Source organism: Serratia sp. AXJ-M, assembly GCF_046531865.1.
GTDB lineage: Bacteria > Pseudomonadota > Gammaproteobacteria > Enterobacterales > Enterobacteriaceae > Serratia > Serratia liquefaciens.
On record NZ_CP059394.1, the window covers coordinates 3,918,696 to 3,935,394 of the forward strand.

The window sequence follows — 16,699 nt, forward strand, 5'->3', positions numbered from 1 at the left end:
ATAATATATTTCCCTTTCCTAACCGAAAAAACCCTCCTAAAGTAGGGAGGGTAGAAAATAACAAGTCGTCAGACCAATCTGATAGGTTTTAGCAAAAGGAGATACCCTTGGGGCAGGATTATGCGTTGGTCGTTGATGACCATCCGTTGGTGGCAAGTGGCATCGCCAATTTCCTGAATACGCACTGTCGATTTAAACACGCCTACGTGATGACAAACGAGGAGAGTTGTTATCGACATATTCTGGAAAATGGCGCCCCGCGTTTAATCGTCATCGACTTTTGGTTATCCGACGGCACGGCATTAAAATTACTCAAAGAGCTCAGACAGCTTTACCCACAGGTAAGATTATTAGTGGTCAGCGGCGATGAAAATAATGAAATAGGCCAAAAGGTACGTGATGCCGGAGGCCATGGTTTCGTGCTCAAAAATGAGCCGCCAGAATTATTCGCCAAAGCCGTTGCTGCGCTGTTAGAAAATCAAAGCTGGTTTCCTATGGATAATCTACTGGAGGCTTCCAGTGCCAAAAACCATCTTCAAAACTTCAATTTAACGCCGCGACAAATTGACGTTTTGACCATGATGATGCGCGGTTTTCCCAATAAGAGAATAGCCTCTCAGCTTGCTATTTCCGAACCTACGGTTAAAGAGCACATCAGCAACATCCTTAAAAAAATAGGCGTAAACAGTCGGGTAGAAGCTATTACGTTACTGCATGGCAGGCAGGGGCCGTCCGAATGAAACTACTTCAATCTTTACAAGATGATGGCATTTCGTCGCACGCGCAAATCCGATTATTGAACAATACGTTTATTCGATTGGTCTTTAGTTTCAGTGCTGTGCCCTGCGTCGGTATCCCCTTTGCTATTTGGATTTATTTACTGGGTGAACCGCTGTGGCCGATAATCAGCTGGATAATAGTGTATTTATTCTGCGCTTTGGCTATCCGATTATGGCACCAAAGATATCAACGCGAAGCGGAGAAAGAGGATGCGGGCGTTATTCTTAACCGCTGGCTCCCACATATCAACAAAGTCGCCTTCGTACATGGGATAGGTATATCCTCATTATATTTAATAACCCCACAAATAAATAATTTCGATTTTTTCCTGTTATTAAATATCAGCATCGCGGCCATCGTCGCGGCGAATGCGACCCATTTGACGCCCATCATCAGTACCTTTACCCTGTTTTTCTTTGCCTGCTGGGGCATGCTTAACGTTGGCATCATTTGGCGTTTAAACGACGTCATGCTCATTGTGTTGATGCTCAACCTGCTTTACGGGTTCGCCATCTACCGCCACGCATTGAGTTCTCATCAGTTTTTTATTCAGCAAGCCCGTCTCGAAGAGAAGAGCTCTCGCCTTGCGGAGCAATTCCGCCAGGCCAAAGAGGAGGCGGAACAAGCCCTGCTCGATAAAAACCAGTTTCTGACCACCGCCAGTCACGACTTGCGCCAACCGGTACATGCCATGGGTTTCCTGATCGAGGCCATCATCCATAAAAATCGCGATGCCTCTTTAACCCCCCAGCTGTTGGATCTGCAGCAGAGCGTGCGCTCCGTGCACCTGATGTTCAATTCTTTGCTCGATCTCAGCAAGATTGAGTCCGGCAACGTCAGTACGGCGACCACCCATGTCGATATTGGAACCCTGCTTGACTCGGTGATTACCCTGTTCCGTGAAGAAGCGAACAGCCGGGGATTATCCCTGCGGACATGGCGCCCCAAGCGACGCATTGCCGTGATGGGCGATCAATTGCTCATCCGACAATCACTGATTAACCTGATACAAAATGCGCTGCGCTACACCCAGAAAGGCGGCGTATTGATTGCCATCCGCCCACAAAAGGGAGAATGCCTGATCGAAGTCTGGGACACCGGCGTGGGCATCGCCGACGAAGAGAAAGGCAAAATCTTCTCCCCCTACTATCGTCCCGAACTGGCGTGGAAAATCGATAGCGCCGGTCATGGGTTAGGCCTTGCGGTAGTGGCCCGCTGCGCCAAATTGATGAAGGTGAAATACGGCATGCGCTCCGTGGAGGGCAAGGGATCGCATTTCTGGATGCGTTTTGCCCTCTATACCGGCGAAGTCAAAACGCCAGAAAACCTCAACGCCTATACCCACAGCCAGATCCCTACCCGCTATGAGTCATTGAGTGGCGCCTGCCTGGTGGTGGATGATGATCCGCTGGTCACCTCCGCCTGGTCGAGTTTGATGAGTACCTGGGGGATCACCGTGCGTTGCGCCGCTTCCGCCGAGGAGGCTTTTGCGATTATCGACGCAGGCTTCACCCCCTTCGCCGTACTTTGCGATCAACGGCTCCGCTCCGGTGAAAGCGGCTTCGATATATTGAAAGCGCTGTTCGAACGCCTGCCGGACACCAGCGGCGCCATGGTCAGCGGGGAATTTAACTCCCCCATTTTGCAAGAGGCCGAACAGGAAGGTTATCTGGTATTAAGAAAGCCGCTGGAACCCGCGAAGCTGCATGCCTTGCTGTCGCAGTGGTCATCCTGCTAGCCGGCGCCAGGCCTGTTCGGGGCTGTACCCTGCCGACGTTGCATTTCCGGCATCGGCAAGATTGCGGCTGAGACTGCCGCTTAGGCACCAAGATTGCGCAGCAGGCCTTCGAGGTTGCGCTCACCCACTTTGGTTTGGGCGCCCGCCTTCAGTCCGCCCCGAATGAGTCTCTCCGCTGCGGGACGTTCAAAAAGCCCCGCCCAGGCCTCATGCTCACGATAAAAACCTTCCCGCAGATCTGCCGCCGGCATCGCCTGCTTGGCCGCCGCGATAACCCCTTCGGGCAGTGCCGCAATGTTGTGCGCCAGGCGTTCGACAAAGTCGTCGAGTTCGGATGCGGGCAAGGCGCGGTTAATCCAGCCATAGCGCTCTGCGGTCGCCGCGTCGATAAGATCGGCTCCCAGGACCACTTCAAGCGCGCGACCACGCGTCATGCGGTTCGTCAGGTATTGCGTCGCGCCGCCACCGGGCGTAATGCCCATCAAGGCTTCGCATTGGGCCAGCCCTGCCCGCCCTTCGGCGGCAAAAGCCATGTCGGCCGCCGCAACGAATTCTGCACCGCCCCCACGCGCCAGCCCGGCAAGCTTAACGATAGTCACCTGGGGCTGGCTGCGCAGCAACTCACCGAATGCCTGGAACGGGTTGAGCCCTTCCGGCGCATTACGCGCCAGCTCATCAAAAGCGTGCGGTTCATCGATTAAGGTCATGTCGACATGAGCGATGAAGAACTCCGGATCCGCACTCTGGAAAACCAGCACGCGAGTATCCGGGTCGTCACGCACGGCACGCAGTAAGCGGCTGATTTCCGACATCAAAGCCACATCAAGCACGTTGACCGGCGGATTATTGAGGGTGGTCGTCATGACCCCCTTTGCGTGAGACAAGCTGAGTTTGCTGAAATCGGTATCTTTCATGTCGATGTCCTTGTTTGTCAGGGTATCGGCGCTGGACTTTCGCGCCGCCGATCGAATGGTATACTTTGCATACCTGGCGTCAATTACGCACTTGAAGCATCCCAGGGATGCTGGAGGATACCGATGGAGACGAATGAAACTGTCTACCGCGCCGACTGCCCGAGCCGAATCATTCTCGACCAGATCGCGGACAAATGGTCAATGATGGTGCTGGAGGTGCTGCGTGAGCCGAGGCGCTTCAATGCGATCAAGCGTCGCCTTGATGGCGTCACTCAACGTGTGCTCACCCAGACGCTGCGCAAGCTGGAGCGTAACGGCATGGTGAACCGCAAGGTTTTGGATGGGCGGGTGCTCGGCGTCGAGTATTCGCTGACGCCGCTCGGCCAGTCATTGCAAGGGCCGTTCTCTATTCTGTTTGAGTGGACGATGGGGAATATGGAGGCTATTCAGGACTGCCGGCGCAGATATGATGAGCAAAACCAGCAGCTTGAACAGTGAGGCTCCTGCCTCACTTTTCCTTGCGATGAATGGCCGCGTACATCCAGTAATCACCCGGCGATAACCGAAACTCTAGAAATGAGTGGGAGGCGATCAGAGGTTGCGGAATATTCCCGAGATCAGCATTCTGGAAAGCAGAGAAGTCGGGTCAGCCCACTCCATCAGCACATCGAAATGGTTGCAATGGGGCACCTCGAGCAGATCCGTTTCCGCACCGGCCGCTTTATACAAAGCGGCAAAGGCTTCGGACTGCCGCTTGAAGCCGGGGGGATCGCCTTCAGCCCAGGCAACGGTGATGGGGCACCCCGGCGCAGGGATGTGACGCATCGGGCTGTAATCGGCCACGCTGGTGTCGGAGAGTGCCAGCCATGCCTGCACGGGCGTCTTCATCAAAGGTGCGAGTTCAAAAAGCCCGCTGATGGGAAAAGCAAACTTCACCACATCGGTCGGCACGCCAAAGGCAGCATGCCAGCCTGGTGCTAATAGCGTTGCTAGCAAATGGCCACCAGCAGAACTGCCACCCAGCGAGATCCGTTGCGGATCCAGCCCAAACTCATGTCCCCGCCGCCAAATGAACGCCACCGCACTGCGTACGGCATGGACGATGTCACCGATGCCGGCTGCCGGCGCGAGTGGATAATCTATAACCACCGTGGCAATGCCATTTGCCGCCAATGTGCCCGCCATCATCGCGGAATCTTCTTTCGACAGCGCTCGCCAGTATCCCCCGTGAATAAAAAGAAAAACGGGCAGCAGCGGCCCGTTTCCATTCACCGTTGGCCCATAAATATCCAGAGCCTGGCCACTTTTCTGGCAATAGGTGATATCAAAATGGAGGCCATAAGCCTGTTTCATCTTTTCAGACTGCGAGCGATAACGCGCCATTTCTTTGGCGAAGCCGTCGACACCTACCGTAGCGCGTGCATCGTAATCCTCATTGAGGCGTGCCGGATCCATAAACACTTCGTCTGCCAAAAGCGTCATTTTTCAACCTCCCTGATGAACACCGCCTTATCCCAGCGGCTGCGGACTAAAAAAGTGGTTACTCCCGGCCCCGTTTCTCGGGCCGGAGCAATGATCAGGCCAAAGTGCCCGTCGGCAGGCTTAATGCCGTTTTCATACGCTCTGCGCCGATCTGCTCGCAACGTCCGGTGATACGCAAAACGGCCGATCGAACGTCGTCTGGCCACAGGTTCATATGCCCCATGCGTTCCGCCGTGTCTTGGGTATGTTCGGTCAACGGCCTTTCCTGCGCTTCCCAGGCTGCCAGCGCCGCCGGAATATCCCGGTTATTTTCCAGACTGACCGCCAATCCAAGAGCATTCATCAGTGCGCAACCGCCCCCTTGGCCGAGGTAAGGCGGCATCGCATGGGCTGCATCGCCGAGGATCGCCACCTGCCCTTTGCTCCAGGCCTTGAGTTTCAGCACCTCAAACGCATCCCAGCGGCCGGCCTCGCCAAAACGTGCGATCAGGCCGGAAAGGTGTGGGAAGGATTTGCGCCAAAGTTCCGGGGCAATCGGAAGCTGATAGGCACCCACATCGTCCTCAGCGCAGCACAGTGCAACATAAAGATCGGTCGCGCTGGCGGGCGTATAAAGGATCCGCCTCGTGCCTGAAAAGTACTCAATGTAGTTCGAACGATCTGCAGGCGGTACGTCATCGTCATCACGCTTCAACATCATTCTGACCGCGCCATAGTGCAGCGGCTTGCGGTACATCAGCAGGTCCAGAGATTCTCTCACCCGCGAGTTGATACCGTCAGCGCCGATCACCAAATCGGCTGACAGCATTCGCTTGTCCGCCATCAGCAGCTTTCCATCCGGTGTCGCCCCCACCGCCTCGGAATCGCTGACAATTTCAGCACCGGCGCGGCGAGCCGCATTGAGCAAAGACAGCAGCAGCCGCTCGCGCAGGATGGTAACCAGACGTGGGGCACCGCTGCTGTTGATCGGAATATCCTCCATCGTTGCGTTGCCGTGATCCCGGGTCTGGAATACGGCCCCTTCGTGTGCCCCCACCATAGCTTCGTCATAGGCTCCAATCGCCTCGAGCACACGCAGCCCATTACTCCAGATATAGATGCCCGCACCAAAGGTGCGCAGGTTTGCCGAACGCTCATGCACTCTCACGCTCCAGCCACGCTGAGCCAGCGCCGCCGCCGCCGTAAGCCCGGCGATACCTGCCCCAGCAATTTCTGCATGCAGTTGCTTCATACCCTCTCCTCAGCCCCGTTTGTTTTGATCGTACCCGTCGTTAAGAACCCGCCTGTACCGCAAACAGATCCTTTCTCCTGGTCATGCAGAACAACGCCAAAGCGGCAATTAATGCGGGAATCGCCATCCAGTAGAAAAAATTCTGCAAATCACCAACCACGGTATACAGCCAAGAGCCAAGATAAGCCCCCGTGATGGAACCCACATGACCCACGCCGATCCCCCATGACACTCCGGTCGCACGTGCCGTGGTGGGATAAAGGCCAGCGCTCAAAATACTGATGTTGTTCAATGCTCCCGTGAGGGTAAAACCCACGAAAAAAACGCAAACCAATAAACGGGTAGAACTGCCGAGCTGGCTGCCGGTAACCAGCAGCGCGACCGAGGCCAATAAGGCTAAAGGAGGGAGTATTTTGGCGATACCGATTCGATCGATGAGAAGTGCGGTGATGATGCCACCGATCATGCCCCCCAGCGGCAGCATTGCGGCAACATGTAAGGCCATCCGAGCGTCAAAGCCGCTGCTGCGCAATACCGTGGGTAGCCAATTGCTCAACAGGTAGAACGAGAATAAGCAGCAGAAAAAGGTCAGCCAGAGTAGCAGCGTACGCTCGGTTCGCCCTTCAGAAAATAGCGCCGCCACGGGAGACAGCTGCAGGTTTTTTTCGCCGGGCTTTCTGTCCATACCGTCGGTAAAGATTACGTCCTGCCACTTCCTATGGCCGCCAATCCGCTCGACGATCCGCAGTAATTTAGCTCTCTGTTGCGGCCTGTTGGCCAGGAAACAGATCGACTCAGGGAGCATGAAATACAGCACTGGCAGCATCACCAAAGGAGCGATACTGCCCACAAAGAGCAGGCCTCTCCAGCCCAGCACCGGCAGCAGCAAGTCGGCCACCCAGCCGCCGAGCGCCATACCCAAGGTAAAACCGGAAAAGCTCAAGGTGACCAGCAACATGCGCCAGCGAATGGGCGAATACTCTGACACCAGAGTAATGCAACCGGGCAATACGCCGCCTAGTCCCATGCCAGTCAGTAACCGCAGTGCCACAAGCACGCTAATCGATGAGGAAAAGGCATAACCCAGGGTGCCTAAAGCGACGATAACCGAGCAGATCAGCAACACCGTTTTGCGCCCATAACGGTCCGCCGCGGGGCCACAAATAAAACTGCCGAGTAACATGCCGAACAGACCTGCAGCGAAAGCCGGGCCCAACTCGGCGCGATCAACCCCCCATTCTTGAGCCAATTCAGGGGCGATATAACCCATCGCGCTGGCATCCAGACCATTAATCATTAATACAATAAAACACAAGAGCAGCGTCATTATCTGCAAACCGCCAAGCGGGCTTTGATCGACAATGTCGGTGACGGATTGTTTGTTCATGGCAAAAATCCTCTTTTCTTGTTTTTGTATTACCTTGCATCATGAAAAGCACGCCACCACCGGCAGCACGGCCCGGGATTAACCGGTGAATGAAATGGCATCAACATACTGATTAGTAATAATTTACCTTCTGCCAGTTCCGAAGCTTATGCATACCCTGGTGTTTTACTGGGTAGCGCTGCAGGGGCAGGTTTTCCAGAGAGCAGGGATTGACCGAGTATAGGGCTGTGCTGATATCAGGGAATAATCAAAAAAGGGATCTTTGGTATAACCAAAATGAATACAAGGAGGTGCGCAAAGGGAATATTTCGTGGGCGTCGGAAAAAAGAAAACCCCCGTACAGCATAGCCGCAACGGGGGTTTTAAAATCATCACTGATAGTCAGTGATTAGCGGTTCATTATTCCCACTCAATGGTAGCCGGTGGCTTACCGCTGATGTCATAAACCACACGGGAAATGCCGTTGACTTCGTTGATGATGCGGTTGGAGACGCGGCCGAGGAAATCGTACGGCAGGTGCGCCCAATGTGCGGTCATAAAGTCGATGGTTTCCACTGCGCGCAGTGAAACAACCCAGTCATATTTACGGCCATCGCCCATCACGCCAACCGAACGCACCGGCAGGAACACGGTGAATGCCTGGCTGACTTTGTTGTAGAGATCGGCTTTGTGCAGCTCTTCGATGAAGATTGCATCGGCACGGCGCAGCAGATCGCAGTACTCTTTCTTCACTTCACCCAGTACGCGCACGCCCAAACCTGGGCCCGGGAACGGGTGACGGTAAAGCATGTCGTACGGCAGGCCCAGTTCCAGACCGATTTTGCGCACTTCGTCTTTGAACAGCTCTTTCAGCGGCTCGACCAGGCCAAGCTTCATCTCTTTCGGCAGACCACCCACGTTGTGGTGCGATTTGATCACGTGTGCTTTGCCGGTGGCGGAAGCGGCGGATTCGATCACGTCCGGGTAGATGGTGCCCTGCGCCAGCCATTTCACTTCAGTCTGCTTGCAGGCTTCTTCGTCGAACAGTTCCACGAACACGCGGCCGATGATCTTGCGCTTGGCTTCCGGTTCGTCAACGCCGGCTAACGCGCTCAGGAAGCGATCTTCCGCCGCCACGTGAACGATGTTCAGGCCGAAGTGGTCGCCAAACATTTCCAGCACCTGGTCTGCTTCATTCAGACGCAGCAGGCCGTTATCGACGAACACGCAGGTCAGGCGTTTACCGATGGCGCGATGCAGCAGCATTGCGGTCACGGAAGAGTCGACGCCGCCGGACAGGCCGAGGATCACGTGATCTTCGCCCACCTGCTCACGAATGCGCTCTACCGCATCTTCGATGATGGTCGCCGGGGTCCACAGGGCTTCACACTGGCAGATATCCAGCACGAAACGCTCCAGCATGCGCTGGCCCTGACGGGTGTGGGTCACTTCCGGGTGGAACTGCACGCCGTAGAAGCGTTTTTCTTCGTTGGCCATAATGGCAAACGGGCAGGTATCGGTGCTGGCAACGGTCACGAAGTCGGACGGGATAGCGGTCACTTTGTCGCCGTGGCTCATCCACACGTCGAGCAGCGGTTTACCGGTTGGGCTCAGCGCGTCTTCGATGCCGCGAACCAGTGCGCTGTCGGTGGTAATTTCCACCTGCGCGTAACCGAATTCACGCTCGTTGGAACCTTGCACATGGCCGCCCAGCTGCATTGCCATGGTCTGCATGCCGTAGCATACGCCCAGCACAGGTACACCGGCGGTGAACACGTATTCTGGCGCACGCGGGCTGTTGGTTTCGGTGGTGCTTTCCGGGCCGCCGGACAGGATGATGCCGCTCGGATTGAATTCGCGGATTTGCTCTTCGCTAACGTCCCAGGCCCACAGCTCGCAGTAAACGCCGATTTCGCGCACGCGGCGGGCGACCAGTTGGGTGTATTGCGAACCAAAGTCCAGAATCAGAATGCGATGCTTATGGATATTTTTTGTCATGTGAGGCGAATTCCAGCAACAGAGAAAAAGGAAAATCTAAAACGTTAGGACAGTTTCAGTCGGCGAGGCCAAACAGTTGGTGGTCGCCCGCAGCACAGCATGCGCAGTTGACATAAAGTCAATGAGCAATGCGAGCAGCGGACGGCGAACAAATGCGCCGGCCGCAGCCCCTGAAATTAACCCATGCGGTAGTTCGGTGACTCTTTGGTGATGGTCACGTCATGCACGTGGCTTTCCTGAATACCGGCGCCGCTGATGCGAACAAATTCAGCCTTGGTACGCAGGTCGTCGATGGTGGCGCAGCCGGTCAGGCCCATGCAAGAACGCAGGCCGCCCATTTGCTGATGTACGATCGCTTTCAGCATGCCTTTGTAAGCCACGCGGCCTTCGATACCTTCCGGCACCAGTTTGTCGGCGGCGTTATCGGTCTGGAAGTAACGGTCGGAAGAGCCTTTGGACATCGCGCCCAGTGAACCCATACCACGGTAGGATTTGAACGAACGGCCCTGATACAGCTCGATTTCGCCCGGTGATTCTTCGGTACCCGCCAGCATGGAGCCGACCATTACGCAGGATGCGCCGGCCGCGATAGCTTTGGCGATGTCACCGGAGAAGCGAATGCCGCCGTCGGCGATGACCGGGATACCTGTCCCTTCCAGCGCTTCAACCGCATCGGCGATGGCGGTGATCTGCGGTACACCTACGCCGGTTACGATACGAGTAGTACAGATGGAGCCAGGGCCGATACCTACTTTGACCGCGCTGACGCCGGCGTCAGCCAGCGCTTTGGCACCGGCTGCGGTAGCCACGTTGCCGCCCACGATCTGCAGATCCGGGTATTTGGCGCGCGTTTCGCGAATACGCTGCAATACGCCTTCGGAATGGCCATGCGAAGAGTCGATCAGCAGCACGTCAACGCCGGCGGCGACCAGCGCATCAACGCGCTCTTCGTTACCTGCACCTGCACCCACCGCTGCGCCAACGCGCAGACGGCCATGCTCGTCTTTACAGGCGTTTGGCTTGCGTTCCGCTTTCTGGAAGTCTTTTACGGTGATCATGCCCAGCAGGTGGAAGCTGTCGTCCACTACCAGCGCTTTCTCAACGCGTTTTTCGTGCATTTTCTGCAGCACGACTTCACGCGCTTCGCCTTCTTTCACCGTAACCAGACGCTCTTTCGGCGTCATCACGGCGGTAACAGGCTGGTTCAGATCGGTGACGAAGCGGACGTCGCGGCCGGTAATGATACCGACCAGTTCGTTCTCTTCGGTGACGACAGGGTAACCGGCGAAGCCGTTACGTGCGGTCAGCTCTTTCACTTCTTTCAGGGTTGTGGCAGGGGTTACGGCTTGTGGATCGGTTACCACGCCGCTTTCATGTTTTTTCACGCGGCGGACTTCTTCTGCCTGACGCTCGATAGACATGTTTTTGTGAATGAAGCCCAGACCGCCTTCCTGCGCCAGCGCGATGGCCAGGCCGGATTCGGTAACGGTATCCATGGCTGCGGACAGCATAGGGATATTCAGGCGGATATTTTTGGTCAGTTGGGTGCCGAGCTCAGCGGTATTAGGCAGAACCGTAGAGTGAGCTGGAACCAGGAGAACGTCGTCAAACGTTAGTGCTTCTTTCGCGATACGTAGCATGGGCAATATCTCACCAGAGTGGGCTGTGAAAAAGATAAAATATTGCCGCGGCATTATACAGAGCGTAATCGGTTGCCTCCAGCACTTTCTCACAAAAACTCTTGATTACCTTTTTCAGCCATGTAGTATCGACCAATTAAGTGCTTGTTTTGAAATTTGATCTGGGTCACATGTCGATACCTGTTTCGCCTTCCATTTTTACCGTAAGCCGCCTGAATCAGACGGTTCGACAGCTGCTGGAAATGGAAATGGGCCAGATTTGGCTCTCCGCCGAGATCTCCAACTTCTCCCAGCCGTCTTCAGGTCATTGGTATTTCACACTGAAAGACGACCGCGCGCAGGTGCGTTGCGCGATGTTCCGCAACACTAACCGTCGTACTACCTTCCGCCCGCAAAATGGCCAACAGGTGCTGGTGCGCGCCAGCATCACGCTGTATGAGCCGCGCGGCGACTATCAGCTGATCGCCGAAAGCATGCAGCCCGCCGGCGACGGCCTGTTGCAACAGCAGTTCGATCAGTTAAAACAGCGACTGAGCGCCGAAGGCCTTTTCGACCAACAGTTCAAACAGCCGCTGCCCAGCCCGGCCAAACGCGTCGGGGTGGTCACCTCCGCCAGCGGCGCGGCGCTGCACGATGTGCTGCAGGTGCTGCAACGGCGCGATCCTTCATTGCCCATCGTTATCTACCCTACTTCGGTGCAGGGCGCGGAAGCCCCCCTGCAGATTGTACGTGCCATCGAAACGGCCAACCGCCGTGACGAGTGCGACGTGCTGATCGTCGGCCGTGGCGGGGGTTCGCTGGAAGACCTGTGGAGCTTTAACGACGAACGCGTTGCGCGGGCGATTTTCGCCAGCCGCATTCCGATTGTCAGCGCCGTCGGCCACGAAACCGACGTCACCATTGCCGACTTTGTCGCCGATCTGCGTGCGCCAACCCCTTCTGCCGCTGCCGAACTGGTCAGTCGCAATCAGTTGGAACTGCTGCGTCAGTTGCAATCACAGCAACAGCGGATGGAAATGGCGATGGACTACTACCTGGCGCAGCGCCAGCAGCAGTTCACCCGCATCAACCACCGTTTGCAGCAGCAGCACCCGCACCTGCGTCTGGCGCGCCAACAAACGCTGTTGTTCAAACTGCAACGTCGGTTGGAAGACGGCATGCAAAACCAACTGCGTCTGTCTTCGCGTCGCAGCGAGCGGGTTCAGCAACGGCTGGCGCAGATGCAACCGCAGGCGCGTATTCACCGCTACCAACAACGCGTGCAGCAACAGGAATACCGTTTGCAGCAGGCATGGGATCGCCAGCTTAACGGCCTGCGCCAGCGCTTCGGCGTCGCCTGCAGCCAACTCGAGGCCGTCAGCCCGCTGGCGACGCTGGCCCGAGGCTACAGCGTGACGCAAACCCCGCGCGGCGAACTGCTGAAAACCACTAAGCAGGCTCAGGTTGGCGAACTGCTGAAAACCCGCCTGCAGGATGGTTGGGTGGAAAGCGAGGTGAAAACCATCACCGTGGCCAAGAAGCCGCGCAAGAAACGCGCGGCCGAATAATCCCGTCATACTTGAAGCCGCATCTGTGTTGGCTTCACCCGCTCACCCGAATCACTTACCTGAGTAAGCTCGTCGGGATGAGCGTTCTTGCCGCCTTGATACCCCCCCAATTATTTAGGGTATAACTTTTACTACTCCAGCGTAAAACGGCTGCCCGGTACGCCGTTAATCCACAGTTCTCGCGTCTCTCCAGTTGGCAAACTGCAGGCCAACGTCTGCCACGCCGGTTTGAACCGGCCTTCGGCAGTGATGTTCAGCATGATGCGTTGAGTGTCGCTGAGCATCTCCCAGCGCAGCCACAGCGCATCGCCCTGCTGCCAGCCATAACTTTCCCCGTCATCTTCGAATAACAGCCCAGAAGCGCTGCCACAGCCTTTGAGCGGATACAGCTTCAGCTCGCGCCGATCGTCCGCCGTCACGTCAACATGCGCCAATCGCGACGACAAAGGTATCGCGGCACCGGCACGTACCAGCAGCGGCAAGCGCTCCAGCGGTGCTTCCAGCAGCACCTCCTGGCCGCCGCTGAACCATTGGCCGCTGTAGAAGCAGTACCAGCCGTCGCCGTTATCCGGCAGATACACCGGCCGCTGACGCTGCCCCTGCTCCACCACGCTGGCCACCAGCAGATCGCGACCCATCATAAAATCATCGGTTTCGTTCAGCGTGCGCTCATCATGCTCGTGGTCGAGGAAGGTCGGGCGCAGCATCGGTTCGTCGTCGACGCAGGCCTGCCACAGCAAGGTGTAGAAATACGGCATCAGCCGATAACGCAAAGCAATCGCCTCGCGCACTGCCGGCGTCACCGCAGGGTACATCCAGGGTTCGTTAACCGTGGCGTCGTCGTTCCAGGAGTGGATGGTGAAACGCGGATGCATCACGCCATTTTGCACCCAACGCACCAGCAGTTCGGCGTCCGGCCTGTCGCCGGAGAAACCACCCACGTCATGCCCGAGGTTGTACAAACCGGACAGGCTCATGCCCAGCCCCATGCGAATGTTGTAACGCAGGGTTTGCCAACTGGTACGGTTATCGCCGCTCCAGGTCTGCACATAACGTTGCATACCGGCACAGCCGGAGCGTGAAATCAGGTACGGCCGCAGCTCAGGGGCAAAGCGCTGCTGCGCCTCCATCGAGGCGCGCATCATCAGCAACGGCATCACCGGACGAATATGTTTGATGGCGATCGGCTGGCCAAAACCGTGGCAACGCGCCTCGCCGTCCCACACTTCATATTCGTTATTGTCATTCCAGGTGGAATCGATGCCCATCTCCAGCAGTTGCTGAGTCACGCCCTGCTGCCACCAGTGCACTGCCGCCGGGTTGGTGAAGTCCAGATGTGAGCCTTCGTCGTCCCAAAAGCTGGAGCGCTCCGGCCTATCGCTTTCTGAATCGCGGATAAACAGCCCTAACTGCGCCGCCTGTTGATACTGCGGATGATCCTGCAACAAGCACGGCTTGATGTTGGCCGCCAATTTCAATCCGGCATCGTGGAAAGCCTGACTCAGCTGCTTGGGTTGCGGCACCTTGTCGTAGTTCCAGTTGAACACGTAACGCTTGTTGCCGATCGAGGTATAACCCGAGGACAGCTGGAAGGAGTCACAGGGAATGTCATGTTGGTGACAAAGCTCAATAAACTGCCGTAGCTGCTGTTGAGCATCCGGCGCGTCGGTGTAATGCATGGTGGATCCGCTGTAGCCCAGGCTCCATTTTGGCCCGAAGTGTGTCTTGCCGGTCAGGCGCACAAACGCCTTGGTGACATCCAGCACCTTTGGCCCGAGGAACAGGTAATAATCCAAATCCCCCGCCTCGGCCTGATAGCGGCGATAGGCCAGGTGGTAATTGTCGATCTCGTTACCCAAATCCAGCCAGCAACTGCTCAGGTTGTCGTAAAACAGCCCAAAGCTGGCCTCTTCTCCACGGGTGATGGTGAAAGGAATGTGCTTGTACAACGGGTCAGTGCTGGCGGCGTTGTAACCCATTGCATCCAGATTGCGCATTTCAAAACGGCGGCCGCTGCGTTCCAGATCACCGGCCTTCTCGCCTAGTCCATAATAGCGCTCGGCGGCATGGCGACGTTGATAATGGGCCACGCCGTCACCGTGCGGGTTAAGCAAATAGGCGCTGGTGGGCCGATCGGCTGCCAGCGGACGCCATTCACCGGCGGCGTTACAGTGTTCCCATTCCAGCCACAGCGGCTGATGCACGGTCACGCGCAGCGTAGAGGTGGTCAGCACCAACCGATCCTCATGCTGCTGCAAGTGGTAACCCGGCAGGCTGAAACCGGCGACGCTCAGCCGGTCGCGCCCTTCCCAGGGCACGTCGGTCTGTGGCGCAATGCTCCAGGTGCGGTCCAGCGCCAGCTCTCCGCTGCGCTTGATCAACACGCGACACAGGTGGTTTTCCAACACGTACAGGCAAAACAGATGGCGTTCATCGACCAACAGTTCAATACGATCGGCATACTGTCCTGCCAGCGTCCAGTTTTTTAAGGTTTTCATAGGCATCCAACTTAACTATTGAGTGTTTTTTTACCGCCGCGTTCGGCGATCAAAGCAATCAGGAACAGGGCACCGATCAGGTCGAAGAAGCCCATGGCGATGAATAAGGGGTTAAAACCGACGGTGTCGGAGACCGCACCGATCAGCAACGTAAACAGGAAGCTGGCGATCCAGGCGCTGGAGCCGCGCATGCCGTTGACGGTCGCCATTTGGTTTTTATCGAACGACTCCACCACCAGCGCGCTGAGCATGCAGGAGATCACCTGGTGCCCGAAGCCACCGATCGAGATCAGGGCGATCGCCACGTAGGGATCTTTGGTGATCGCCACAAACGCCAGCGAAACCATCATAAAGGCGCCCGTCACCGAGCTGGCGACCACCGAGTTGACGCGGCTGCAGCCGAACCATTTGCGGTACAGGGTGGTGAGATAGCCGCTGGCGATGCTGCCGATGTCCGCCGCCAAAAACGGCAGCCAGGCAAACATGGCGATGTGCTTTAAGTCCATGCCGCGCTCGGTGGCCAGGTACAACGGCACCCAGAAACTGAACACCGCCCAGGCCGGTTCAGCGAGAAAGGCCGGAATGGCGATGCCATAGAACTTTTTGTTGCGGCACAAAATCGCCAGCGACTTGAGAAACGGCAATCTGGGCAGTTCCGGCTCATTGTCTTCGCGGATCAGATCCAGTTCCTGCTGGCTCAGATTGGGGTGCTGCTGCGGCGAGTGATAGAACAACCACCACAACACTACCCAGATCAACGCCAGCGCGCCGGAGAACAAAAAAGCGCCCTGCCAGCCAAAGGAAACGTGGGCAATCACGATAATGGGCGGAGCCAGCATGGCGCCAATAGAGAAACCGACGCCCGCCCAACCGGCGGCGATCGGCCGCTCCTTTTTAGGGAACCAGTCGGAAATCGCCTTGGCGTTGGCCGGCGTGGCCGCCGCTTCCGCCCCGCCCATAAAGAACCGCAGGATAGCCAGTTGAAGCCAACTGCCCGCGCCGGCATGCAGCATGCAAACAACCGCCCAGATACTGGCGCAGATCAGAAAACCCATCTTCAGGCCAATAACGTCGATCAGCCAGCCGCAGATCGGCTGAAATACCGTATAGGCCAGTTGGAACGACGCCACCACCCAGGAGTACTGCTCGGTGGTCATGTTGAGGCTGGTTTTCAGTTCAGGTGCCAGAATGCCCAACGAATTACGGGTGATGTAGTTGACCGTTACGCCCAGTAAAAACAGCGCCAACATCCACCAGCGCAGCGATTTGAACTTGCGCCGGCCGGTATCGGCGACCCTTTGATTAATTTCAACACTCATCTGTCTTCTCTCCACGACGGCTGCCCGGTGCAACAGCGCGCCTTTTGGTAGGGTACGTTTTGGTATCGAAGGTATGGGCCGTGGAAAACTGCGGTATGTCTGACAAAGACCAACGCATCACGATCACAACCACATGATTTATTTTCGTTTTATTTATAATTCAGTCCATTAATTGGACTGATAAAT

The 16,699-nt window shown here is 56.4% G+C and carries 12 protein-coding genes; 4 read left to right on the top strand and 8 right to left on the bottom strand.

The window, feature by feature from the left end:
• Positions 1-107: 107 nt before the first annotated feature.
• Together H0S68_RS18340 and H0S68_RS18345 are read left to right on the top strand one after the other, a co-directional pair.
• Positions 108-740, top strand: coding sequence for a LuxR C-terminal-related transcriptional regulator (locus H0S68_RS18340; RefSeq protein WP_410528900.1), 633 nt, complete (start codon positions 108-110; stop codon positions 738-740).
• The gene (locus H0S68_RS18345) at positions 737-2,518 is read left to right on the top strand and encodes an ATP-binding protein (protein WP_410528901.1); all 1,782 of its coding nucleotides are present in this window, start codon (positions 737-739) and stop codon (positions 2,516-2,518) included. Before H0S68_RS18340 ends, H0S68_RS18345 begins: the two co-directional genes overlap by 4 nt.
• Before the next feature lie 80 nt (positions 2,519-2,598).
• On the opposite strand, the gene H0S68_RS18350 is transcribed toward H0S68_RS18345, so the two are convergent.
• Positions 2,599-3,432: an enoyl-CoA hydratase/isomerase family protein gene (locus H0S68_RS18350; protein WP_201896091.1), complete on the bottom strand. Its 834-nt coding sequence runs from the start codon at positions 3,430-3,432 to the stop codon at positions 2,599-2,601.
• 123 nt (positions 3,433-3,555) lie between these two features.
• On the opposite strand from H0S68_RS18350, the gene H0S68_RS18355 reads away from it, so the two are divergent.
• On the top strand, positions 3,556-3,930 hold the full coding sequence (locus tag H0S68_RS18355; protein WP_020828133.1) for a winged helix-turn-helix transcriptional regulator: 375 nt from the start codon (positions 3,556-3,558) through the stop codon (positions 3,928-3,930).
• A 93-nt stretch (positions 3,931-4,023) separates the two neighbouring features.
• Here H0S68_RS18355 and H0S68_RS18360 read toward each other — a convergent pair whose 3' ends face one another.
• The 5 genes from H0S68_RS18360 to guaB form a co-directional block, all read right to left on the bottom strand.
• Positions 4,024-4,914 carry an alpha/beta hydrolase gene (locus H0S68_RS18360; protein WP_142814641.1) on the bottom strand — a complete coding sequence of 297 codons (891 nt, stop codon included), beginning with the start codon at positions 4,912-4,914 and terminating at the stop codon, positions 4,024-4,026.
• Between the two features lie 94 nt (positions 4,915-5,008).
• Positions 5,009-6,145 carry an FAD-dependent oxidoreductase gene (locus tag H0S68_RS18365; RefSeq protein ID WP_259218257.1) on the bottom strand — a complete coding sequence of 379 codons (1,137 nt, stop codon included), beginning with the start codon at positions 6,143-6,145 and terminating at the stop codon, positions 5,009-5,011.
• 40 nt (positions 6,146-6,185) lie between these two features.
• Positions 6,186-7,532, bottom strand: a complete 1,347-nt coding sequence (locus tag H0S68_RS18370; RefSeq protein ID WP_410528902.1) for an MFS transporter — start codon at positions 7,530-7,532, stop codon at positions 6,186-6,188.
• Positions 7,533-7,931: 399 nt separating this feature from the next.
• On the bottom strand, positions 7,932-9,509 hold the full coding sequence (guaA, locus tag H0S68_RS18375) for a glutamine-hydrolyzing GMP synthase (protein WP_020828137.1): 1,578 nt from the start codon (positions 9,507-9,509) through the stop codon (positions 7,932-7,934).
• A gap of 176 nt (positions 9,510-9,685) precedes the next feature.
• Positions 9,686-11,149, bottom strand: coding sequence for an IMP dehydrogenase (guaB, locus tag H0S68_RS18380; RefSeq protein ID WP_020828138.1), 1,464 nt, complete (start codon positions 11,147-11,149; stop codon positions 9,686-9,688).
• A gap of 170 nt (positions 11,150-11,319) precedes the next feature.
• On the opposite strand from guaB, the gene xseA reads away from it, so the two are divergent.
• The gene (gene xseA / locus H0S68_RS18385) at positions 11,320-12,696 is read left to right on the top strand and encodes an exodeoxyribonuclease VII large subunit (protein ID WP_020828139.1); all 1,377 of its coding nucleotides are present in this window, start codon (positions 11,320-11,322) and stop codon (positions 12,694-12,696) included.
• Between the two features lie 131 nt (positions 12,697-12,827).
• Here xseA and H0S68_RS18390 read toward each other — a convergent pair whose 3' ends face one another.
• Together H0S68_RS18390 and H0S68_RS18395 are read right to left on the bottom strand one after the other, a co-directional pair.
• Positions 12,828-15,194, bottom strand: coding sequence for a TIM-barrel domain-containing protein (locus H0S68_RS18390; RefSeq protein WP_410528903.1), 2,367 nt, complete (start codon positions 15,192-15,194; stop codon positions 12,828-12,830).
• A gap of 11 nt (positions 15,195-15,205) precedes the next feature.
• Positions 15,206-16,513 carry an MFS transporter gene (locus H0S68_RS18395; protein ID WP_410528904.1) on the bottom strand — a complete coding sequence of 436 codons (1,308 nt, stop codon included), beginning with the start codon at positions 16,511-16,513 and terminating at the stop codon, positions 15,206-15,208.
• Between the last annotated feature and the right edge of the window lie 186 nt (positions 16,514-16,699).